The organism is Kitasatospora sp. NPDC001261 (assembly GCF_042896795.1).
Classification (GTDB): Bacteria; Actinomycetota; Actinomycetes; order Streptomycetales; family Streptomycetaceae; genus Kitasatospora.
Genome location: NZ_JBIAXP010000034.1, coordinates 68,547 through 89,290, shown reverse-complemented (window position 1 = coordinate 89,290; position 20,744 = coordinate 68,547). Strand labels below are relative to the sequence as shown.

Below are 20,744 nucleotides of genomic sequence, written 5' to 3'. Positions count from 1 at the left end.
TGCGACCGCATCGGAACGAGCCCGACGACCCGCCGAGGAGCGCCCCCATGTCCCTGTGGAGCAAGCCCGCCACCGAACTCGCCGCCGCCGTGCGCGGCGGCGAGGTGTCGGCCCTGGAGGTGGTGGACAGCCACCTGGCCCGGATCGACGAGGTCAACCCCCGTCTGAACGCCGTCACCCAGCTCCTCGCCGACCGGGCCCGCGCGGCCGCGCGGGACACCGACCGCCGCCGGGCCGCCGGCGAGCCCCTCGGGCCGCTCGCGGGCGTGCCGTTCACCGTGAAGGAGTGCACCCCGATCGCCGGCGTGGCCACCACCTTCGGCACCCCGCGCTTCCGCGACCACGTCGCCACCGACGACGCCGTCCCGGTGGCCCGGCTGCGCGCGGCCGGGGCGATCCCGATCGGCCACAGCAACCTGCCGACCCTGATCCTCGCCGGGATGCACACCCGCAGCGAGCTGTACGGCGACACCTACAACCCCTGGGACCGGCGCCGCACCCCGGGCGGCACCAGCGGCGGGGACGGCGTGGCCGTCGCCGCCGGGATGGCCCCGCTCGGGCTCGGCAACGACTCCGGCGGCTCGGTCCGCATCCCCGCCTCCTTCTGCGGGGTCGCCGCCCTCGATCCGACCACCGGCCGCTTCCCCGCCGACCAGCGCCTGATCGGCCCGGACGACCCCGGCCCGGCCTCCCAGGTCCTGGTCACCGACGGCCCGTTGGCCCGTACGGTCGCCGACCTGCGGCTCGCCTACGAGACGCTGGCGGGCACCGACCCGCGCGACCCGCGCGCCGTGCCCGTCCCGCTGTACGGCGAGCCGCTCGCCGCCCCCGTCCGGGTCGCCGTCGTCGCCGACCCGGGCGGCCACGGCGTCCACCCCACCGTCCGCCGCGCCGTCGAGACCGCCGCCGACGCGCTGCGCGACGCCGGGTACGACGTCCAGGAGGTCCCCGACGTCCCGCGGCTGGACGAGGCGCTCGACACCTACCACCGCCTGACCGGCACCGAGTTCGCGCCGAACTGGCCCGCCGTCCGGCAGCTGCTGGGCGAGGGCGGCGACCGCTTCATCGAGCTGACGATGCGCAGCTCCCCGCCCGTGGACGGCCCCGGCCTGATCCGGCTGCTGGGCACCTGGATGAACATCCGCCGCTCCTGGGCGGAGTTCCTGCATGCGTACCCGCTGCTGCTGGGCCCGGTGTTCACCGAGCCGCCGGTCGAACCGGGCCTGGAGTCGCGGGACCAGGCGGGCCGGGACCGGGTCGCCTCGGCCATGCGGCTCTGCTCGGTGACCAGCTTCGTCGGCGTCCCGTCCGTCGCCGTCCCGACCGGTCTCGCCGCGGACGGCCTCCCCACCGGTGTGCAGCTCGTCGGCCGGGCCTTCCGGGAGGACCTCTGCCTGGCCGCCGCCCAGGCCGTCGAGGACCGCCTCGGCACCCTCGCCCCGATCGACCCGAGGCCGTAAGCCGCAGGCCGTAAGCCGCACGCCCGCACGCCCGCACACCGCAGGCCGCAGGCCGCAGGCCGCACCGACCGCCGGGGCTGCTCCCGCCGTGGCCACATCACCGTGGCCGCACCGCCGCTCAGGCGCCGGGCAGCCCCGGCACCACCAGCCCGCTCTCGTACGCGATCACCACCGCATGGGTCCGGTTCTGCGCGCCGAGCTTGCCCAGCACGTTCCCGACGTGCGTCTTCACCGTCTCCTGGCTCACCGCGAGGGCCTGCGCGATCTCCGGGTTGGAGAGCCCGGTCGCCATCAGCCGCAGCACCCCCTCCTCCCGCCCGGTCAGCGCCGCCCTGGGCAGCGCCTCGGCCGACTCCAGCGGCCGGGCCGCGACCATCCGGCGCAGCGCGGCGGGGAACAGCACCGCCTCCCCGGCGGCCACCACCCGTACCGCCTCGGCGATCTGCGGGACGGGCCGCCGCTTCAGCACGAAGCCGCTGGCGCCGGCGCTCAGCGCGGCGGTGACGTAGCCGTCGTTCTCGAAGGTGGTGATCACCACGACCTTGGGCGGGTCGGCGTCCTTCAGCAGTTCGCGGGTCGCCTCGATCCCGTTGCGACGCGGCATCCGCACGTCCATCAGCACCACGTCCGGCCGCAACATCCGTACCTGCTGGACCACTTCGACCCCGTCGGCGGCCCGCCCGACCACCGTGATGCCCTGTTGGGCGCCCAGCAGGGTGCTCAGGCCGCTGCGGGTGACGGGGTCGTCGTCGGCGATCAGGAGGGTGACGTCGGGCGCCGCCCCCGCGGCGGGGTCGGCCGCCCTGTCCTCACCGGCCCCGCTCACGCCGACCACCGCATCGGCAGCCGGACCGCCAGCCGCCACTGCCCCTCGCCGTACGGGCCGGCCTCGAACTCGCCGTGCAGCAGCCGCACCCGCTCGGCCAGCCCGGGCAGGCCGTGCCCGGAGGTCGGGAAGCCGCCCGCCCCGGCCCCGTCCGCCACCCCGTTGACCACGCTCAGCTCCAGCTCGTCAGCCCCCGCCGCCACCCGCAGCTCGATCGTCCCGCCCGAGCCGTGCCGCAGCGCGTTGGTCAGCCCCTCCTGGACGATCCGGTACGCGGCCCGGGAGAGCGTGCCCTGCACCTGCGCCAGGTCCCCGGTGGTGCGCGGCGCCACGACGGCGCCCGCGTGCCGGAGCCGGTCGATCAGTTCGGGCAGGTCGGTGAGGGTGCGGGTCGGCGCGGTGCCGGACTGCTCCTCGCGCAGCGCGCCGAGCACGTAGTCGAGGTCCTCCAGCGCGGCCCGGGTCGACTCCTCGATGCTGCGCATGGCGGCCCGCGCGGCGACCGGGTCGTCGGCCAGCACCTCGCCCGCGACGGCGGCCTGGATGGTGGCGGCGGTCAGGGTGTGCCCGATGGAGTCGTGCAGTTCGTGGGCCAGCCGGTTGCGTTCGGCGAGCAGCCGCTCCCGCTCGGCGGCCATCGCGAGCCGCTCGGCCGGCGAGGGCCCGAGCAGCCGGGGCGCCAGCCACCGCAGCGCGCCCGACACGGCCACGAACAGCGCCGCCGCGAGCACCAGGGCGAGCACTCCCACGATCCAGGCCCAGACGCCCGTCACGTCCGTGGCCCAGCCGAGGAGGCTGACCCGCGCCGTGCCCTCCGCCCAGCGGCCGGGCAGCGCCACGGCCGTCACCAGCAGCGTGCTGCCGCCGATCAGCACCGTCCAGCCCAGTGCCACATGCGCCACCACGAACGCCGGCGTCCGCCACCACTCCGCCGCGGCGGCCCCCTTCACCGGGGCGGGCACCGCGACGCCCAGCGTCCTGCGCGCCCCCGCCGCCAGCACCCGGCGCACCAGCCGGGGCAGCCCGCACAGCCCGAGCAGCACCGCCCACAGGGGCAGCGCCACCCAGACCGAGTCCGGGCGGCCGGACAGCCCCAGCGTCACCCCGAGCGCCACCATCGCCACCGGCAGCGCGGCCACTGCCCCGACCACCGCGAACAGCACACCTGTATACGTCGACCCGCGCAGCAGCGGCTTCAGTCCCTTGATCATGTCCGCCAGTATCACCGGCCTTCGCACCCTCGCCCTCCCCCGATCGAGGGAGGATCTCCGCAGGTCCGCGCCGTGCCCCCGCGCCGTCCGCCACCCGTCGGCTCCGCCGACTCCGCCGAGCGCGACGCGGCTCCCCGCGGCGGGGCCCCGGGCGCGGTCCCGCGCCGCCCGTCCGAGGGCCGCCCGTCCGAGGGCCGCCGACCTTCACCGACGAGGGCCCCGTCGAACTCGGCCGGAACGCGACCACTCGTTCGCGTGATTCGGGGTCGAAGCCACCGCCGGGGCCGCCGGAGATCAGACCATCGCAAGGATGACGATCAATCAAAAGCTCTTCCGGCAAGGCCTGTTGGCGACCGCCTCCACTGCCACGGCGCTGGCCGTCACGACCGGCACCACGACGACCGCCCCGGCCGCACCCGCCCAGCGGGACGGCGGCCCGCAGGCCTACCGGGTGTCCGTCCGGGCCGGTGGGGCCTGGGAACTGCCCCCCGGCCTGACCTCCTTCACGGTGTACGTCCGGGGTTCCAGCGGCGGCTCCGGTGGCGGCGGCTCCGGAAGCGGCTGGAGCGGCGGCCGGGACGCCACCGAGGGCACCGCCGAGGGCACCACCGGCAGCGGCGGCCCGGCGATCGCACCCGGCTGACGCAGCCGGGCGGAGGCGCAACGACGCCCGCCCCGGCACCCCCACCGCCCCGCTCGGCCGAACCACGGGAAACCGGCCGCCGCCCCGGATCCGCACCCCTCCCGACCTGCCCGATGCGGATCCGGGGGTGCGGATTCCGGCCGTTTCGGTGATCGGCCTGCCAACGAACGGACGGTGGCCGAGACTTGGCCACCGGACCGGGCACCCGACCAGCCTGACTCCGACGGAACGTCAATTCGCTTGATCCACAAGGTCATTGAAGAGACAGGAGTTTCCGGATGGCTGGTTCATCCACCCCGCGCACGGCCGCCCTCGCCGCCGCCGCGACGGCCGTCGCCCTGCTCCTCGGCCCGGTACCCGCCGCAACGGCCGACCCGGGCCCACCGCTCCCGACCCCCCACCTGCTCCCGACCCCCCACCTCCTACCGCTGCCCGCCAACGCCGCCCCGCTCAGCACCGCGTACAGCCTGAACAACGCGGGCGACGTCCTCGGCGAGTGCTACCTGGACATCCCCGGCCGGTTCGCCCCGCGCGCCCTCCGCTGGAACACCGGCAACCTCGGCCTCACCGCCCTGGAACCGCTGCCCGGCGAGATCGGCACCCGCCCGGGCGCCATGAACGAGGCCGGCACCGCGGTCGGGGTCTCCTTCGCGACGCTGACCGACAACCACCCGGTCCGCTGGGCCCTCGACGGCACCTCGACCGCACTGGAACTTCCGGCCGGAGCCCGCGGCGGCGGCGCGAACGGGATCAACAACACCGGTGTCGTGATAGGCGATTCGTACGACGCGGCGTTCCGCCCCCTGCCCGTGAAGTGGCGGGCCGACGGCACCAGGGTCGCCCTGCCGCTGCTGGACGGCGACGACACCGGTGCGACCACGGCCGTCAACGACGCGGGCTTCGTCATCGGCTGGTCCGAACGACGTCTCAGCGGCGAGCCCCGGAAGCGCGCGGTGGTCTGGAGCCCGTCGGGCACCGTGACCGCGCTGCCGCTCCCGCCGGGGATCGACGTGGCCGGGGTCTACCGGATCACCGACGCCGGTGTGATCGTCGGCCCCGGACGGCGAGAGGGGAGCACCGAGCTCGACCGGGTGGTGCTCTGGGCGGCGGACGGCACCGTCCGGGACATCGGCGAGGGCCGGCCGAACTCCATCACCAACACCGACACCGTCGTCGGGGCGGCGTTCGACGCCGCCCGCTCCCTGCACGCCGCCTACTGGAACCCGGACGGCACCCGGACGCTGCTCGACGGCCCGGCAGGCCAACAGAGCACGGCGCGCACGATCAACAGCGCGGGCACCGCCGTCGGCACCGCGACGGGTTCGGACTGGGACCACGGCACGGCACTGCTGTGGAAGCGCGACGGGACGGCCGTCACGCTCCCGCCGTCCTCGCTCAGCCCGTACGCCTCGGCCTCCCTCGTCAACGAGTCCGGGGTGATCGTCGGGCACGCCACCCTGCCGGACGCGCAGTCGCTGCCGCGCGCGATGGTCTGGAAGCCCTGATGGCCACGACCCGAAGTCGCCCCGACGTAACAGGAGTTCTCCGCATGACCGGTTCACGCACTTCTCGTACGGCCGCCCTCGCCGCCGCCGCGACGGCCGCCGCCCTGCTCCTCGGCCCGATACCCGCGGCGGCTGCCGCTCCCGCCCACTACCTGGCCTCCCCGCAGTTCCTGCCGACCCCGCCGGACACCGCCTACAGCACGGTGTGGGGCCTGAGCCGCGACGGCGTCGTCGTCGGCGAGTACTTCGCGAAGACCCCCGGCCAGTCCGGTCCGCGCGCCATCCGCTGGAGCCCCGACCACCTCGGCTACACCGTCCTGGCGCCGCTGCCCGGCGACCTGTCCAGCCGCCCGAGCGGGTACAACGACACGGGCACCGTGGTCGGGGCCTCCTTCGTGTCGATGAGCGACAACCACCCGGTCCGCTGGGCCCCGGACGGCACCCCGACCGCGCTGGAGCTGCCGGCCGGAGTCCGCGGCGGCGGCGCGGGAGCGGTCAACGACGCCGGTGTCGTGGTGGGCGGCTCGTACGACGAGGTCTACCAGTCCAAGCCCTTGAAGTGGCGGGCCGACGGCACCCGGGTCGACCTGCCGCTGCTGCCCGGCGACACCATGGGCTCGACCGCCTCCGTCACCAACGCGGGCTTCGTCGCCGGCAGTTCCGTACGGCGCCTCGGCAACGGCGACTACCAGGAGACCCCGGTGCTCTGGAGCCCGACGGACACGGTGACCGCGCTCCCGCTCCCGCCGGGCGTCGACGGCGCCCGGGTGGACAGGATGACCGACGACGGCGTGGTGCTCGGGCACGGGCGGCGGGCCGGCGGCACGGAGTTCGACCGGGTGCTGGTCTGGACGGCCGACGGCACCGTCCGCGACGCCGGCTACGGCCGAACACGGGCCGTCAACAGCGCGGGCACCGTCGTCGGGGCCACGTTCGACGCGGCGCACTCCACGTTCGCCGCCCGCTGGAACCCGGACGGCAGCCAGACCCTGCTCGGCGGCCCGGCGGGCCGGCAGAGCGAGGCCATGGCGGTCAACAACGCGGGTACCGCCGTCGGCAGCGCCCAGGGCCCGGACTGGACCCGCAGCACCGCCCTGCTGTGGCAGCCCGACGGGACGACCGTCACGCTCCCGCCGTCCCCGCTCGGCCCGTACGCCGAGGCCAGGTACATCAACGACGCCGGACTGGTCGCCGGTCACGCCGTCGAGCTGAACGCGGCCGGCCAGCCGGTCGCGTCCCACCCCGTGGTCTGGAAGCCCTGACGCGGAACGGCCGGTCCCCTCTCGGACCGGCCGTTCTCAGCCCTGCTCCGGCGCGGGCCCGAGGGCGTCGCGCAGCATGGTGCGGGAGGTGATGCCGAGCCGCTCGTAGGTCTGGTACAGGTGCCCGCCGACGGTCCGGTGCGAGAGGAACAGCCGTTCGGCGATCTGCTTGTTGGTGAGTCCGGAGGCGGCGAGGCGGGCGATCTCCAGCTTCTGGGCGCTCAGACCGTGGATGTTCGAGGCGTCGGCCCCCGGCCTGCTCGCACCCGTCGCCCGCAGTTCGTGCCGCGCCCGCTCGGCCCACGGCCGGGCATCCAGCTCCTCGAACGTCTCCAGGGCGGCGTCGAGTTGGGCCCTGGCCCGGACCGTCGCCCGGGCCCGGCGGAGCCGTTCGCCGTGGGCGAGCCGGACCCGGGCGTGGTCGAAGCGCCACCGGTCGGCTCCGGGGGTGTCCAGCGCGAGGGCGAAGCGGCGCAGGGCGTCCCGGTCGTCCTCGGCGCAGAGGGCGGCCGACGCCTTCAGCAGCATGGCGTGCCGGGAGGACACCGCGCCGAGGCGGTCGAGGTAGAGGGCGCCGGTGCCGACCCGGGTGACCAGGACGGGGTCGGGCTCGTCCGCCAACGAGGCCAACCGCGATCCACGGCCCCGTGAGCCCGGCGGCCGGTCGGCCCTCGGATCGGCCGGCCGCCGCAGCTGTCTCCTGACGCACCGCCTGCTCCGCCCGGACGACCTCGGCGATCGACCGCCCGAGCGGCCGTTTCCGCAGGTCGGCGCGGCGCGCCTGACGCACCGTGGGCATCGTTCGGCTGGCGACCCCGCTTGCGCGGGGCGGCGGCACGTGTCCCGCTGGTTCCGGCGGGCCGATCGGCGCCGCCGCTCATGACCTCGAATCCCACGGAGGAAACCACCATGCGTGCTCTCAAGCGTGTCCTGGCCGCCAGCGCCCTCACCGTCCCGCTCGTGATCGGCGCCGCCGGCCTCGCCTCGGCCCAGGAGGGCCTGGACGCGTCCTGGGGCAAGGGCCAGTTCATCGCCAACGAGAACGGCGCCGGCATCGCGGGCGCCGAGTCCTCGGTCAGCCCCGAAGGCGTCTCGCACGCCGACTTCTGGGTCTGGTCCGACGACACCGGCGTCTCCGGCGCGTTCACCGGCTCGGGCGCCACCTGGAACCAAGGCTGACGAACCCCGCACCACCGGACGTACGGACCCCCGGAGCGGGGACACCGCTGATCCGGATCCCGGAATGAGGGAACGGCCGGTCGACCACGAAGGTCGACCGGCCGTTCCCATGGGCCTGCCCGGAGCGGAACCACATACCGCAGGGCTGCTCCGCCCGAACGACGTCGGCGGATGATCGCCCGATCGGCCATTTCCGCAGGTCGGCGCGGCGCGTCTGACGAACCGTTAGGCCTGTTCGGATGGCGGCCTCGCTTGCGGGGGCTGGCGGTGCGTGTCTGGCTGGTTCCGGCGGGCCGATCGGCGCCGCCGCTCATGACCTCGAATCCCACGGAGGAAACCACCATGCGTGTTCTCAAGCGTGTCCTGGCCGTCAGCGCCCTCACCGTCCCGCTCGTGATCGGCGCCGCCGGCCTGGCCTCGGCCCATGGGGGCGTCGACGCGGCCTGGGGCCAGGGCTTCTTCACCGCCGGCCCGGACGGCGCCGGTGTCGCGGGCGCCGAGTCCTCGGTCAGCCCCGAGGGCGTCTCGCACGCCGACTTCGGGATCTGGTCCGACGACGAGGGCGTCACCGGTGGGTTCACCGGCTCGGGCGCCACCCTGGTGAACGGCTGACGGACCCCGCACCACCGGACGTACGGGGCCCCGGGACAGGGCCCCCGCTGAACCGGATCCCGGAATGACGAAACGGCCGGTCGACCACGAGGTCGACCGGCCGTTCCCATGGCCCCACCCGGAGAGGAACCCCATGGCGCGGGCCCCCAGGCCCTCGGAACTGGCGCGGCGGGCGTGGGCGGCGAACCGGCCGCTGGCCGGGACGGCCGCCCTGATGACCCTGATGCTGGCCGTCGCCCTGGTCGGCCTGCTCGCCGATCCCCGGTCGATCACCGGGCAGCCCGCCTGGGCGAAACCGGCCCGCTTCGCGCTCTCGATCGGCCTCTACACCCTCACCCTGCTCTGGTTGCTCACCTTCGTCCGCAGCCACGACCGCCTCGTCCGGGTCGTCTCCCGGGTGACGGCCGTGTCGCTGGTCGTCGAGATGGCCCTGATCGCCGCCGCGGCGGCGGCCGGCACGACCAGCCACTTCAACTTCGCCACCCCGGCGGCGACGGCGGTGTGGATGACGATGGCCGCCTTCATCGTCGCCACCTGGGCGATGGCCCTGGTGGTCGTCGTGCTGCTGCTGCGCCAGCGGGTGCGGCCGCCGGTGTTCGCGTGGGGGCTGCGGCTGGGCATGGCCGTGAGCGCCCTCGGCATGGCCGTCGCGTTCCTGATGACGCTGCCCACCTCCCCGCAGCGCGCGGCCGCCAGGCGGGGCCACGGCCTGCCCGTCGTCGGCGCGCACACCGTCGGGCTCGCCGACGGCGGCCCGGGAATGCCCGTCACCGACTGGAGCACCCTCGGCGGCGACCTGCGGATCCCCCACTTCCTCGGCCTCCACGCGCTCCAGGTGCTGCCGCTGATCGGCTTCCTCCTCGCCACCCGGCCGCGCGGGCTGTCCGAGCGCCACCGGGTCGCGCTGATGGGGATCGCCGGGGTGGTCTACCTGGGCCTGGTGCTCGTCCTGCTCTGGCAGGCGCTGCGCGGCCAACCGGTCACCGCCCCCGACGCGGCGACCGTGGCCGTGCTGCTCGCGCTCGGAGCCGTCGCGGGCGCGGCGGTCTTTGAGGTCCTCCGCCGCGCCCGCCGCGTGGAGGGCCGGTAGCCGGAACGGCCGGTACGGGACGGCCGCCATTCGAACCAAATCCCGGTCACACGGTCTGCCCCGGGGCCTCCGATTGGTACGCAGGCAGACCGGGATCGGTGGGCGGTCCCGCGAACAAGGGAGAAGCGAGGACATGAAGAACCTCCGGGTCGCAACAGCCGCCGTCTGCGCACTTGCGGGCGCTTTCGCGGGCACGGCGTCGGCAGCGGTCGCCCAGCCCGCGGACACCGGCCCGAGGCCCGTCGCGGCGCACGTCCCGCCCGCCCCCTCGGGCGGCCGGGGCGTCGTCCCCGGCGATCCCGAACTGCGCCCGCTGACCTGCGAGAACGGCCACATCTTCTACGGCTGGGACGGCGCCCCCCGCACGTCGTCCGACTTCGTCGGCCTCTACACCACGAAGCCCGACCCGGCCGACACGAGCAGGAACCGCCTCGCCTACGCCTTCGTCTCCTCCGCCGGCACCGTCCGGCACTCGTTCGACTCCGAGTACCAGAGCGGCACCGGCCTGTGGGCCGCGTACTGGACCCGCGACGCGGACTCGGAGACGTACGTGATCGTCAGCGAGGAAGGCCCGACCAGCAAGTTCTGCAGCTGAGCCCTCTCGGCACCGGCCGGTCGACCGTCGGGTCGACCGGCCGTCACCCGTGGCGGGCCGGGAGGACCGGCCGGCCACGGCATTCGACCACCACAGGAAGGAAGGCGAGGCAATGAGGAACCCCTGGGTCGCGGCAGCCGCCGTGTGCGCGCTTGCGGGAACCTTCGCGAGTACGGCGTCGGCGGCCCCCTCGGACCGGACGGCCCATGTCCGCAGCGGCCCCGAGGTGCGCCCGCTGAGGTGCGAGAACGGCCGGATCCACTTCGGCTGGGACGGCGCCACCTACGACTGGACCGACTTCGTCACCCTCACCCGCGGCAGGCCCGACCCGGACTCCACCGCGAACCGCGTCGCCTTCCGCTACGTCACCTCCGAGGACGGCACGGCCGTCCGGCACTCCTTCGACTCCGCGCTCCAGAGCGGCATCGGCCTGTGGACCGCGTACTGGACCTACGACGTGGACCTGAACAGGAACGTGATCGTCAGCGAGGCCGGCCCGGAGGACAAGCTCTGCACCTGACCCCACGGGGGTCTGCGTCAGCCGGTGGGGTCGTCCTCCCCCACCGGCCGCGCGGACTGCACCGGGTACGGGAAGCTGGCGGCCCCGCGGCCCGGTTCGAGGGTGACGGCGAGGCCGCCGTACGCGGGCGACTCGTAGAAGCACCAGGCGACGTGGCTGGTGTTGACCACGCTCTCGACGGGCGGCTCGATCAGCAGCCGCGGCTGCCGGATGTGCACCAGCAGGCCGTGGAAGTCGAGTTCGGTGAACGCGCACACCGTACGGCCCCGGGGCCGGGCGAGTTGCCGGGGCACGGACGGCGCGCCCGCCGCCGGGATCACGGCCGCGCTCGCGATGGCGGCGGCGGTCAGCGAGACGGCCGCCCGTCTCGGCACGGACCACTCCAACGCCAACTCCCTTCCGATGCACCGGTGATCGGCGGTATCGCCGTTCGGGAGGGGGATCCCACCCCGGAGGGGAGGGGTAAACGGCGCCGGGGAAAGTCGTAAGTACACACACCGGGCGGCGTGGTGGCGAATCCGTCATCCGACCATGGGGAAGGGCACGCGAAGGGGCTCGACGGCCAGGCCGCCGAGCCCCTCGTCAGTCACTCACCGGGCCGGGTGCACCCGGCCCGTCGCGGCCCGCGTCAGCCCGGGAGCTGGCCGCTGCAGTTGACCAGCCAGGCGCCGAGCTCCGGGGAGTGGTCGCCGCCGTGGTTCGAGGCGTTGTAGGCCCGGCTGACCGCGTTCTTGATGGAGCCGCCGGTGGCCGGGCCGACGACGCCGTCCGGGCTCAGGCTGTGGCCGCTCTGGTAGTGCACGACGGCGTTGTAGGTGAGGCCGCCGAAGTCGTTGTCGACCTGGAGACCGGCGCTGTCCACGTAGTTGAGGCCCTGCTGGAGGCAGCCGACGGCCGAGCCGTAGCTGCCCTTCGCGAGGGTGCTCGCGGCGCTGGCGGAACCGGCGGTCAGGGCGACGACGGCGGTCGCGCCCACGGCCAGGGCGGCGGCGCGGCGGGTCCAGGTGTTGATGCGCATGATCAGTGCCTCTCCTTGAGTTCCGGCTGGCGCCGGCCCCTCGCGGATCGTCGTCCGCCGCGGGGCCGGCGTGGCTTCGCTGGTGACGACGATGCTCCGATCGCCGCGCCGGAGCCAGGAATTCGCCCCTGGTCGAAACCCTTGCCCCCGGCCCACCGGTCTGCCCGGGACCGTGCGGAGCCGGCACGCTCCGACACACCGCCGCCCCCGCCCCCGCGACGGTGCGGGGGCCGGGGACGGCGGCGGGGAGGAGGGGTCAGCGGTCGGCCTGATAGCCGTTGATCTTGCTCAGCGGGCCCTTGGTGCCGTCCTCGTAGACCGGCTGCTTCTGGACGTCGCCGTAGATCTGGAAGAGCTTCTTGGCCGGGTCGGCGGCGGTGGGGTTGCAGTTCGGGTAGCCGACGTACCAGTAGATGCTGGCCACGCCGTCGCCGTCGACGGCCGGCGAGACGGTGGTGTAGAAGGTCACCAGCCCGATCTTGGCCGGGTTCGGCCCGTTCGGGTCGTGCAGTTCCCAGGCGCCGGAGACGGTGGCGGAGGCGGCGTTCGGGGCGACGGTCAAGGTCATGTCGTCGTTGAACTGGACGGACGAGATGCCGAGCCACGTGCTGATCACGTCGTCGAAGACGTACGCCCGCGCCGGGTAGGTGTAGTCGGCGACGTTGCCGCCGCACTGGCCCGCGGCCCGCGTCTGCGCCTGTACGGGCGCGGCCAGCGCGAGCGAGCCGGCGGTGGCCATGACGGCGGCCGAGACGGCCACGCGTCTGAGCATCCTTGTGTGCTTCATGCTCCCAGAATCCTTCGTTCGTTGGCGAAGTGCCCTTGGGATCAACCCTGTTCGCCCGCCTTGAGCGCCGCAATCCCCGTGCGCCGAACAGCCGAACAGCCGACACCCGTCCGCCCGGACCCGAACGGCCGAGGGCCCCGCGCGGATTCGCGCGGGGCCCTCGGCGGTCACAGCAAAACAGTCACGGCAAAAGGTCACGACAAAACAAAGCGGCCGGTTGATCCGAAGATCAACCGGCCGTTCGCTGTGCGCGAGGGGGGAGTTGAACCCCCACGCCCTTTCGGGCACTGGAACCTGAATCCAGCGCGTCTGCCTATTCCGCCACCCGCGCATCTGGGTGATGAGGAAAACTATAGACCATCCGGAGGGGTACCTCCGACCACCTCCGGGCAGACGGCCGGGGGCTACTCCGCTCCCAGGATTCGGAGGCCGTGCTCCTTCTGGAAGTACGCGTAGTCCTTCAGGTTCAGCGTCGCCAGCGGAAGGTCGTAGGTGAGACAGCAGGCCGCGATCCACATGTCGTTGACGGGACGCGGAAGACCGGCCTTCAGGCCGGCCGCCGAGAGCCTGCCCCAGGTCGCGGCCACCGCTTCGTCGCCGGGGAGAACCGGGATGCCGGAGATCCAGTCCGCGAGCTCCTGGCGGCGCCTCCCTCCCCAGTCGCGAACCTCACTCCACTTCGCCAGTTCCCCGAAAGTGACGAACGTGATCACCGGTCGACGGCCCACCAGGCGACTGGCCAGCGGATCCGCCAACCTGCGCTTGTGCGTCAGGGACGCGACGTCGGTGTCAAGAATGACAGGCTGCACCTTGCTCCCTCAGGCCACGTTCCGCTGGCGTTCGGCGCGGACGAACGCCAGGAACTCGTCGAGCTCTTCGTCCGACTCGAAAGTGTCGGCCTGGAGCTCATCGAGGGACCGTATGGGCTGCGTGTTCTTGGCTGCCAGCAGTTCCTCGACCGTGACTCGGGGGCGCGCGGGCGGGTAGATCGGGCGTTCAACTTCCGAGGCGCTCATGAGTGGCCTCCCGCAAGTGATCGGCTAGGGCTTACGAAAGCCATGATAGAGCCCAATCACACCGGGTGATGCCTTCGCTACCCGTCCGCCGCCCCTGGGCTCCGCAGGCGGGGAGCGGCCATGGCGGTGTCTCCGTCCGCGGCCGCTCAGGCCTGGAACTCGTCGATGACGACGGCACCGGTCGGACCGTACGTCTCCAGGGACTCCAGCACGTCGCCCGCCTCGTGGAGGCTGACGATGCGGGTATAGACCATCCGGAGGGGCACTTCCGACCACCTCCGGGCAGACGGCGGGAGACCAGGCCTACGCCGGGGGCCGGGGGTGCTGGGGTGCGGGGGTACGGAAGTGGCGGGCGAGGTAGCCGAGCCAGGCCTGCTCGAAGCTCTCGGCGAGTTGTGACTCGGGGGCGAACAGGTCGAAGGCGTGGTACGCGCCGGGGTAGAGGTGGAGTTCGACGGGGACGCCGTGGGCGCGCAGGCGCATGGCGTAGTCGAGGTCCTCGTCGCGGAAGGAGTCGAGTTCGCCGACGGCGACGAAGGTGGGCGGCAGGCCGCCGAGGTCGGCCGCGCGGGCGGGGGCGGCGTACGGGCTGACCTGGTCGGTGCCGGCGCGGTCGCCCAGGATCGCCCGCCAGGCGAGGAGGTTGGTGGCGCGGTCCCAGATGCCGAGGTCGGTGATCTCGTGGCTGGACGCGGTCCGGTTCCGGTCGTCGAGCATGGGGTACATCAGCGCCTGGAACAGCGGCGTGGGGCCGCCGTGGTCGCGGACCAGCAGGGCGGTGGCCGCCGCGACTCCCCCGCCGCCGCTCTGGCCGCCGATGCCGATCCGGGTGGCGTCCAGGCCGAGTGCCCGCGCCTCGTGGAGGAGCCACCGGTGGGCGGCGTGCCCGTCCTCGGCGGCGCCGGGGGCGGGGGTCTCCGGGGCGAGCCGGTAGTCGACGGCGGCGACGGCACAGCCGAGCCGTGTGCTGAGCCGCTTGAGCCAGGGGTCGTCCTGAGCGGCGAAACCGAGCACCTGCCCGCCGCCGTGGAACCAGAGCAGGACCGGCAGCGGGCCGGGCCCGGCGGTGGTGGGCCGCAGCAGGCGGATCGGCACGTCCGGGCCGTCGGGCCGGGTCGCGCGGTGCTCGGTCACGGTGACCGACGGGTCGTCGGGGGTGGAGTCGGCGACGGCCGCGGCGAAGGCGCGGAGGGTCTCGCGGGTCGCGGGGATGTCGGTCAGGTCGAACGCGCCGTTGGGGGTCATCGGGACGGCGTCGAGGGCCCGGCGCAGTTCCGGGTCGACCAGCAGGCGGGGAACGGGCATGGTCGTGCTTCCTTCCACCGGTGCTCAGGCCCGGAACTCGTCGATGACGACGACGCCGGTCGGCCCGTACGTCTCCAGGGACTCCAGCACGCCACTCGCCTCGTGGAGGCCGACGGTGCGGGTGACGATCCGGCCGGGGTTGAGGCGGCCGGCCTCGATCATGTTGAGCATGGTTCCGAAGCGCTGGCCCTGCATGCCGAAGGCGCCCAGGAACTCCAGTTCCTTGACCATCATCACGTCGATCGGTAGCCCGACGTCGCCCTTCTCCGCACCGGTGGTGTGCCCGAGTTGGAGGTGGCGGCCGCGCGTGCGCAGGGAGAGGACGGAGTTGCGGCAGGCCTCGGCGATGCCGACGGCGTCGACGGACACGTGGGCGCCGCCCCGGGTGAGGGTCCTGACCGCCTCGGCCGGGTCGTCGGTGGCGGCGTTGACGGTGTGGACGGCGCCCAGGGCGCGGGCGGCCTCCAGCTTCTCCTCGGAGATGTCGACGGCGATGACGTTGGCGCCGGTGGCGGCCGCGATCTCCACCGTGGACAGGCCCATGCCGCCGCCGGCCCCGTACACGGCGACCCACTCCCCGCCGCGCACGCGGGCCTGGTCGACGACGCCGTGGAAGGCGGTCATGTAGCGGCAGGCGAGGGCGGCGACATCGACGAAGCCGACGGTCTCCGGCACCCGGACGAGGTTGACGTCGGCGAAGCGGACCATGACGTACTCGGCGAAGGCGCCCCAGTAGGAGACGCCGGGGACGAGCGAGTCCACGTGCTCGCACACGTGCTGGTTGCCGCTGCGGCACATCTCGCATGAGCCCTCGCCGGGGTTCATCGGGAAGATGACCCGGTCGCCGTCCCGCCAGTCCCGAACGTCCCGGCCGACCTCCACGACGGTGCCGGCGAACTCGTGGCCGAGGACGAACGGGGGCTTGACCTGCGGCCCTCCCGTCCAGAAGTCCCCGGCCCACAGGGCCCAGTCGGTGCGGCAGATCCCATTGGCGCCGACCCGCACGATGGCGCCGTCGGGCGGGCAGACGGGGTCGGGCACGTCACGGATGACGAGGGGCTGGTGGAGTTCTTCGATGACTGCGGCGCGCATGGACGCGACCTCCTCGGGGAAAGTCCACCGGTTCAAGTGGTGGACCTTGAAGCTATGCGCCCGCTTCGCCGCGTGTCAACCGCTTAGAGTGGTGGACATGAGTGACGAAGACGGCCGACGAGAAGGGCGCCAGCGCGCCAAGACCGACTTCCGGTTCGACGACGCACGGCTGTGCTTCGCCTTCGCCGGCACGCTCGCCGACCGCGGCAAGGAACTGCACGTCGAGCGGCTCGCCGAACCGGAGGACCTGAGCCGGTGGAGCGTGGAGAGCGGCTGCACGACGGTGGCACCGAGGTGCGACGAGGCAGAGCTGGAGGGAGCGAGGCGGCTGCGCGAGGCGATCCAGCGGACGGGCGTCGCGCTGGCGGAGGGGGCGCCGCCCTCGCCCGAGGACGTCGCGGTGGTCAACAGGGCGGCAGCAGAAGCGACTTCGGTGCCCGTGCTCTCGGCGGACGCGGCGTCCGTGCGGTGGGACGGGGACGGGATCGCGGCCGTGCTGTCGATGGTCGCGCGGGACCTGATCGCGCTCTGCGCGTCCGAGGAGCAGCGGACGCGCGTGCGCATCTGCGGAAACCCCGACTGCGGAACGCCGTTCGTGGACACGTCGAGGGCGGGCGCGCGGCGCTGGTGCTCGATGAAGACCTGCGGCGCACTCGCGAAGAAGCGCGCCTACCGGGCGAAGGCGAAGTAGCCACGAGCGGGGAACGCCTCGGGGCGGGGCACCAGTTGGCGCCCCGCCCCGAGGGAGGGATGTGGAGGGGTGACTCAGCCCTCGATCGGCAACTCGCCGGCCCGGACCGCCGCGACGAAGGCGTTCCAGGAGGAGTCGGGGAAGAGGAGGGAGGGGCCGCCGGGGTCCTTGGAGTCACGCACCGGGACGGCGCCGGGGAGGAAGCCAAGGGCCACCTCGATGCACTCGCCCGCGTCGCCCGTGCTGTAGCTGCTCTTGCTCCAAGCAGCCTTTCTCAGATCGACGTTCTGCAAAACGGTACTCCTCCATCGCATCGGCGATCAGGGCCCTGGTTTCTCCAGGTGAGAGTACACCGCCGCGCATCATGTCGAAGTCCCGCCTGGACTGCTCGACAACCGACGGGGCGTCGCTGAAGTGCCCGCGATACAGGCTCTCCGAGTACACCCACTCCCTGCCGTCCGGCATCAGCATCAGCACCAGCGAGGCAGATGGCGCAACTGGCATCGCACTGCCGAACGGCATCACCTCGACCACGATGTTCGACTGCTCCGTCACCGCGAGAAGATGCTCCATCTGCCGCCTCATCACACCCGGCCCTCCGAAGACCGTACGAATGGCAGCCTCATCGAGCACCACCATGAGGGTCGGCCCATCAGCGACCAGGAAGCGGTGCTGCCGCATCAGCCGGGTCTCAATCCGCTCGGCTAGCAACTTCGGATTGTTGCGCGCGTTTCCAGTCGCGAACATCGCGCGGACGTACTCCTCGCACTGCAACAAGCCATTGATCCGAGAGTACTGAAGCACCCGAATCGCCAGCGCTTCGTCCTCCAGTTCCATGAACTTCTCGAACCAGTCCGCGCTTTCGATGTCCGCCTGCCAGTCCACCCGCTCCCACAGCCGGACCAGCAAGCCCCCCATGGCCAGGATTTCGTCAGCCCTCTCGACGGTCTCCCGGTCCATCGACCTCCTCCCACCCTCGAACCGGGTGATCACCGTGCGGGAGAAGCTCAGGAGCTTCCCCAGCTGCTCCTGGGTGTAGCCGGCTCGCTCACGCGCGAAGCGGAGCGCTTCGCCGAACATCTCCGCCGGGTTCGCCGTCGGCTCGAGCCCAAGGCGCCGATGTGCCACGTGTTTCCCCCTTAGGTGCCACGGATCTCCGTACTCCGTTTTGGTCGCAACCGTAACTCCGACACCCTCATCATTGATGCCGGAATGCAATCTTTTGCATGCATAGCGTTACATCGCGCGCCCCCTTCACACCCCCTCCGCCCCCGTGAGGTGCTCCCCCATGCTCTCGCCCCGTCGGCCCCGCGCGTTCGTCGCGCACCTCGACTCCCGCGCCGAATCCGCGCCCTTGGCGCGCTACTTGCTCCGCGCGTACCTCTCCGGGCTGCCCTCCGGCGACCGCTACTCGGACACCGCCGAACTCCTCCTCGGCGAGCTGTTCGCCAACGCCGTCCAGCACTCCGACGCGCCGGACGACCGCCACATCGAGATCCGCATCGCCCTGATCAACTCCCGCCTGCGGCTGGAGGTCCACGACGCCGGCAGCGGACACCCCACCCTCCACACCCCCGCCCCTTCCGACGAGCATGGGCGCGGCCTGTTCCTCGTCAGCAAGCTCGCCGAGCGCTGGGGCTGCACCTCCCGTCCCGACGGCATCGGCAAGTTCGTCTGGGTGCTCGTCGCCCCCGCGCCCGCCACCGCCCTCGCCTGAAAGCCCGAACCCCGATGCAGCTCACGACCCTGGCCCGGCACGCCCTCTCCCGGGGTGCCACCCCGGCCGCGGCCTTCGCCCTGATCGCCCGCCTGGGCCACCCGCCCCTGCCCGTCGCGCGCGCCGTCTGCCTCGCCCTCGACATCCCCCTCGCCGAGACCAGCCGCCGCCTGGCCGAGTGCTACGACGCCCTGCTCTCGAACCCCCGCCCGGACTCCGAGAACGACACCGGCGAACTCCTCGAAGCCCTCGGCGTCTTCGACGTCCCCAAGTCCCTCACCGACACCGAACTCACCGTCGTCGAACACTTCCTGGTCGCCATCGACGCCATGGGCGGCATCCGCCCCGGCCACCGTCACGGCCTCCAGCGGTGGTTCACCACCGGCAACCTCACCACGGCCTACCTCTCCCTGGCCGCCGCCCACCCCATGCCCCGCACCGGCGACCCCGCCCTGTACTGGGCCACGCTCGTCACCGCCGGCGAACTCCTCACCGCTGCCCCCGGCCCCGACAGCCGCATCAAGTACGCCCTCTCCCACTGCCGCACCCAGGCCGCCCGCACCTGAACGCCCTGCGTGGGAAGTCGGCGGGGCCGACTTCCCACGAGCCGGTCACCGGCACACCGGATCGGTGATCCGGTGATCAGGGCGAGGTGCCCGGACGCGGGCGCCCGGACCGCACGATTACGGAATCGTCAGCACCTGACCGACGTTCACCAGGTCCGGGTCGTCGATGCCGTTGGCCTGCGCGATCTCCAGGTAGCGGCTGCCGTCACCGTAGAAGCGCTCGGCCACGGCCCACAGGGAGTCCCCGGGCTCGACGGTGTAGGTCTGCACCGCGACGGGCTCCGGGGTCGGGACCGGCTCCGGCTCCGCGACCGGGGCCGGGGCCGAGACCGGGGCCTCGGCGGCGAGGGGGAAATCGGTGTTGGTGTCCGTCGCCCACCGCGCCCCGCCGTCCCGGGCGTACAGCACCACGTTGCGGTCGGCCTGCACGACCAGGCGGTCGACGTCCTGGCCGTCGGTCCCGGTGGACCACGCCGCACCGTCGCCCTTGTAGAGCACGAAGTTGCCGTCCTCCTGGAGCACGGCCCGCTCGACGCCCTGGTTCTGGGTCTCGGTCGCCCACACGACGGCGCCCGGCTCGGAGAGCACCAGGTTCCCGTCCCCCTGGAGGGTCAGCGTGTAGGCACCGCCGGTCAGGGACTGGCCGAGACCGAGTTCGTTGCCAGCGTACAGAGTGTCACTCATGGATATTCCTTTCGGATAAGGGACTTGGCGTCGTCAAGCCGGGCTAGCGGCACGTCAGAGACAGGCAGCCTCACCCGCCGCCGGCGCACGAACACCAGTCCTTGGACTCTAGGTGCCATCGGGGTTTGCACACAATTCACCGCATCGGGTGACATCCCCGGCACGGCGGCCGCGCCCCGGCGGCCACCCGTACCTGACCCCACATCACCCTGCCCGCGCGGGAAGTCGGCCCCGCCGACTTCCCGTTGCCGGTCGTGGCGAATCGTCATGACCTTGTGCATGTCAGCCTCTCTTGATCCTTCGGACGGCAGGCTGACCCCATCGACGGCCCGGCGCCACCAGGACACCCGTGAGCAGTAGGGTCCGTGGCCATGCCGTTTCCCGATGAGCCCGGTCAGGTCGCAGTGGTCGAGTACCGGCCGGAGTGGCCGGCGGAGTTCGAGCGACTGGCCAGGCGGTTGGAGGAATCCCTGGAGGGTCTCGCCGTCGCGGTCGACCATGTGGGATCGACCTCGGTGCCGGGCCTGCCGGCCAAGGACTGCATCGACGTGCAGGTGCGGATGAGCGCGATCGACGAGGCGCGCGACGTTCCGCTGCTCGCCGCGATCGGCTTCCGCTGTCGGCCCGAACCGTGGAACCGCATGGAGGTCTCGGCCGGGCGCCACTGTCGCAAGCTCGTCTTCGCGCCACCGGTCGGCGCGCGCCGGTGCAATGTGCACCTCCGGGAGAGCACGGGCCCCAACGCGCGCTTCGCCCTGCTGTTCCGGGACTATCTGCGTGCGGACGAGACCGCCCGTCGGGCGTGGGGGGCGTTCAAGCAGCGGCTTGCGGTGAACGTGCCGGATCTCGCGGACTACGGCCAGATCAAGGCGCCCGCGACCGAGGTCCTGATGGCGGGGGCCGAACGGTGGGCCGCCGCCGTCGGCTGGCAGGTGGGAGGTGTGTAGCGGATCGGGCTCGGGGTG

Annotated in this window: 26 protein-coding genes and 1 tRNA gene; 13 read left to right on the top strand and 14 right to left on the bottom strand. The window is 73.1% G+C overall.

What is annotated here, in order from left to right:
* Positions 1-47 precede the first annotated feature (47 nt).
* Complete coding sequence (locus ACFY4B_RS35730) at positions 48-1,460, top strand: amidase (protein ID WP_117489864.1); 1,413 nt, start codon at positions 48-50, stop codon at positions 1,458-1,460.
* Positions 1,461-1,578: 118 nt separating this feature from the next.
* Here the strand turns inward: ACFY4B_RS35730 and ACFY4B_RS35725 are convergent, their stop codons facing one another.
* Both ACFY4B_RS35725 and ACFY4B_RS35720 read right to left on the bottom strand, forming a co-directional pair.
* Complete coding sequence (locus ACFY4B_RS35725) at positions 1,579-2,286, bottom strand: response regulator transcription factor (RefSeq protein WP_049649405.1); 708 nt, start codon at positions 2,284-2,286, stop codon at positions 1,579-1,581.
* Positions 2,283-3,497, bottom strand: a complete 1,215-nt coding sequence (locus tag ACFY4B_RS35720; protein ID WP_117492013.1) for a histidine kinase — start codon at positions 3,495-3,497, stop codon at positions 2,283-2,285. Before ACFY4B_RS35720 ends, ACFY4B_RS35725 begins: the two co-directional genes overlap by 4 nt.
* A 310-nt stretch (positions 3,498-3,807) precedes the next feature.
* On the opposite strand from ACFY4B_RS35720, the gene ACFY4B_RS35715 reads away from it, so the two are divergent.
* From ACFY4B_RS35715 to ACFY4B_RS35705, 3 genes are all read left to right on the top strand, one after another.
* Positions 3,808-4,140, top strand: a complete 333-nt coding sequence (locus ACFY4B_RS35715; protein WP_387974891.1) for a hypothetical protein — start codon at positions 3,808-3,810, stop codon at positions 4,138-4,140.
* Between the two features lie 278 nt (positions 4,141-4,418).
* Positions 4,419-5,645 (top strand): hypothetical protein, encoded by a 1,227-nt coding sequence (locus ACFY4B_RS35710; RefSeq protein WP_387974888.1) that lies wholly within the window; start codon positions 4,419-4,421, stop codon positions 5,643-5,645.
* Between the two features lie 44 nt (positions 5,646-5,689).
* Positions 5,690-6,907, top strand: coding sequence for a hypothetical protein (locus ACFY4B_RS35705; RefSeq protein ID WP_387974885.1), 1,218 nt, complete (start codon positions 5,690-5,692; stop codon positions 6,905-6,907).
* Positions 6,908-6,943: 36 nt separating this feature from the next.
* On the opposite strand, the gene ACFY4B_RS35700 is transcribed toward ACFY4B_RS35705, so the two are convergent.
* Positions 6,944-7,537, bottom strand: a complete 594-nt coding sequence (locus tag ACFY4B_RS35700; RefSeq protein WP_387974883.1) for a LuxR C-terminal-related transcriptional regulator — start codon at positions 7,535-7,537, stop codon at positions 6,944-6,946.
* Between the two features lie 279 nt (positions 7,538-7,816).
* Between ACFY4B_RS35700 and ACFY4B_RS35695 the strand changes: the two genes are divergently transcribed.
* From ACFY4B_RS35695 to ACFY4B_RS35675, 5 genes are all read left to right on the top strand, one after another.
* Entirely contained in the window at positions 7,817-8,086 is a 270-nt protein-coding gene (locus ACFY4B_RS35695) for a hypothetical protein (protein WP_387974880.1), read from the top strand.
* Between the two features lie 342 nt (positions 8,087-8,428).
* Positions 8,429-8,698 (top strand): hypothetical protein, encoded by a 270-nt coding sequence (locus ACFY4B_RS35690; protein WP_049649399.1) that lies wholly within the window; start codon positions 8,429-8,431, stop codon positions 8,696-8,698.
* A gap of 133 nt (positions 8,699-8,831) precedes the next feature.
* Positions 8,832-9,788, top strand: a complete 957-nt coding sequence (locus ACFY4B_RS35685; protein ID WP_387974877.1) for a hypothetical protein — start codon at positions 8,832-8,834, stop codon at positions 9,786-9,788.
* 133 nt (positions 9,789-9,921) lie between these two features.
* Positions 9,922-10,383: a hypothetical protein gene (locus ACFY4B_RS35680; RefSeq protein ID WP_387974875.1), complete on the top strand. Its 462-nt coding sequence runs from the start codon at positions 9,922-9,924 to the stop codon at positions 10,381-10,383.
* A 112-nt stretch (positions 10,384-10,495) separates the two neighbouring features.
* Complete coding sequence (locus ACFY4B_RS35675; RefSeq protein WP_387974872.1) at positions 10,496-10,903, top strand: hypothetical protein; 408 nt, start codon at positions 10,496-10,498, stop codon at positions 10,901-10,903.
* 17 nt (positions 10,904-10,920) lie between these two features.
* Here ACFY4B_RS35675 and ACFY4B_RS35670 read toward each other — a convergent pair whose 3' ends face one another.
* The 8 genes from ACFY4B_RS35670 to ACFY4B_RS35635 form a co-directional block, all read right to left on the bottom strand.
* The gene (locus tag ACFY4B_RS35670; protein ID WP_375873196.1) at positions 10,921-11,277 is read right to left on the bottom strand and encodes a peptidase inhibitor family I36 protein; all 357 of its coding nucleotides are present in this window, start codon (positions 11,275-11,277) and stop codon (positions 10,921-10,923) included.
* 254 nt (positions 11,278-11,531) lie between these two features.
* Positions 11,532-11,921, bottom strand: coding sequence for a peptidoglycan-binding protein (locus ACFY4B_RS35665; RefSeq protein WP_387974869.1), 390 nt, complete (start codon positions 11,919-11,921; stop codon positions 11,532-11,534).
* A 256-nt stretch (positions 11,922-12,177) separates the two neighbouring features.
* Positions 12,178-12,708, bottom strand: coding sequence for a hypothetical protein (locus ACFY4B_RS35660; RefSeq protein ID WP_159028326.1), 531 nt, complete (start codon positions 12,706-12,708; stop codon positions 12,178-12,180).
* A 247-nt stretch (positions 12,709-12,955) separates the two neighbouring features.
* Positions 12,956-13,039 (bottom strand) — tRNA-Leu (locus ACFY4B_RS35655).
* A 73-nt stretch (positions 13,040-13,112) separates the two neighbouring features.
* Positions 13,113-13,517, bottom strand: a complete 405-nt coding sequence (locus ACFY4B_RS35650; RefSeq protein ID WP_049649392.1) for a type II toxin-antitoxin system VapC family toxin — start codon at positions 13,515-13,517, stop codon at positions 13,113-13,115.
* Positions 13,518-13,526: 9 nt separating this feature from the next.
* The gene (locus ACFY4B_RS35645) at positions 13,527-13,724 is read right to left on the bottom strand and encodes a hypothetical protein (protein ID WP_049649391.1); all 198 of its coding nucleotides are present in this window, start codon (positions 13,722-13,724) and stop codon (positions 13,527-13,529) included.
* Between the two features lie 303 nt (positions 13,725-14,027).
* Positions 14,028-15,029, bottom strand: coding sequence for an alpha/beta hydrolase (locus ACFY4B_RS35640; protein ID WP_387974866.1), 1,002 nt, complete (start codon positions 15,027-15,029; stop codon positions 14,028-14,030).
* A gap of 24 nt (positions 15,030-15,053) precedes the next feature.
* Entirely contained in the window at positions 15,054-16,121 is a 1,068-nt protein-coding gene (locus ACFY4B_RS35635; protein WP_387826081.1) for an alcohol dehydrogenase catalytic domain-containing protein, read from the bottom strand.
* Between the two features lie 97 nt (positions 16,122-16,218).
* On the opposite strand from ACFY4B_RS35635, the gene ACFY4B_RS35630 reads away from it, so the two are divergent.
* The gene (locus tag ACFY4B_RS35630) at positions 16,219-16,812 is read left to right on the top strand and encodes a CGNR zinc finger domain-containing protein (protein WP_387974863.1); all 594 of its coding nucleotides are present in this window, start codon (positions 16,219-16,221) and stop codon (positions 16,810-16,812) included.
* Positions 16,813-16,886: 74 nt separating this feature from the next.
* Here the strand turns inward: ACFY4B_RS35630 and ACFY4B_RS35625 are convergent, their stop codons facing one another.
* Both ACFY4B_RS35625 and ACFY4B_RS35620 read right to left on the bottom strand, forming a co-directional pair.
* On the bottom strand, positions 16,887-17,027 hold the full coding sequence (locus ACFY4B_RS35625) for a DUF397 domain-containing protein (protein ID WP_369808254.1): 141 nt from the start codon (positions 17,025-17,027) through the stop codon (positions 16,887-16,889).
* Positions 16,987-17,940 carry a helix-turn-helix domain-containing protein gene (locus ACFY4B_RS35620; RefSeq protein ID WP_380739186.1) on the bottom strand — a complete coding sequence of 318 codons (954 nt, stop codon included), beginning with the start codon at positions 17,938-17,940 and terminating at the stop codon, positions 16,987-16,989. Before ACFY4B_RS35620 ends, ACFY4B_RS35625 begins: the two co-directional genes overlap by 41 nt.
* Positions 17,941-18,100: 160 nt before the next feature.
* On the opposite strand from ACFY4B_RS35620, the gene ACFY4B_RS35615 reads away from it, so the two are divergent.
* Both ACFY4B_RS35615 and ACFY4B_RS35610 read left to right on the top strand, forming a co-directional pair.
* A complete protein-coding gene (locus ACFY4B_RS35615) occupies positions 18,101-18,529 on the top strand; it encodes an ATP-binding protein (protein ID WP_387974860.1) in 429 nt (142 codons plus the stop codon).
* A gap of 14 nt (positions 18,530-18,543) precedes the next feature.
* Positions 18,544-19,095, top strand: a complete 552-nt coding sequence (locus tag ACFY4B_RS35610; protein WP_387974857.1) for a hypothetical protein — start codon at positions 18,544-18,546, stop codon at positions 19,093-19,095.
* Between the two features lie 117 nt (positions 19,096-19,212).
* Here the strand turns inward: ACFY4B_RS35610 and ACFY4B_RS35605 are convergent, their stop codons facing one another.
* Positions 19,213-19,779 (bottom strand): LysM peptidoglycan-binding domain-containing protein, encoded by a 567-nt coding sequence (locus ACFY4B_RS35605; protein ID WP_049649385.1) that lies wholly within the window; start codon positions 19,777-19,779, stop codon positions 19,213-19,215.
* Positions 19,780-20,150: 371 nt separating this feature from the next.
* Between ACFY4B_RS35605 and ACFY4B_RS35600 the strand changes: the two genes are divergently transcribed.
* Positions 20,151-20,726, top strand: coding sequence for a GrpB family protein (locus tag ACFY4B_RS35600; protein ID WP_387974854.1), 576 nt, complete (start codon positions 20,151-20,153; stop codon positions 20,724-20,726).
* Positions 20,727-20,744 lie beyond the last annotated feature (18 nt).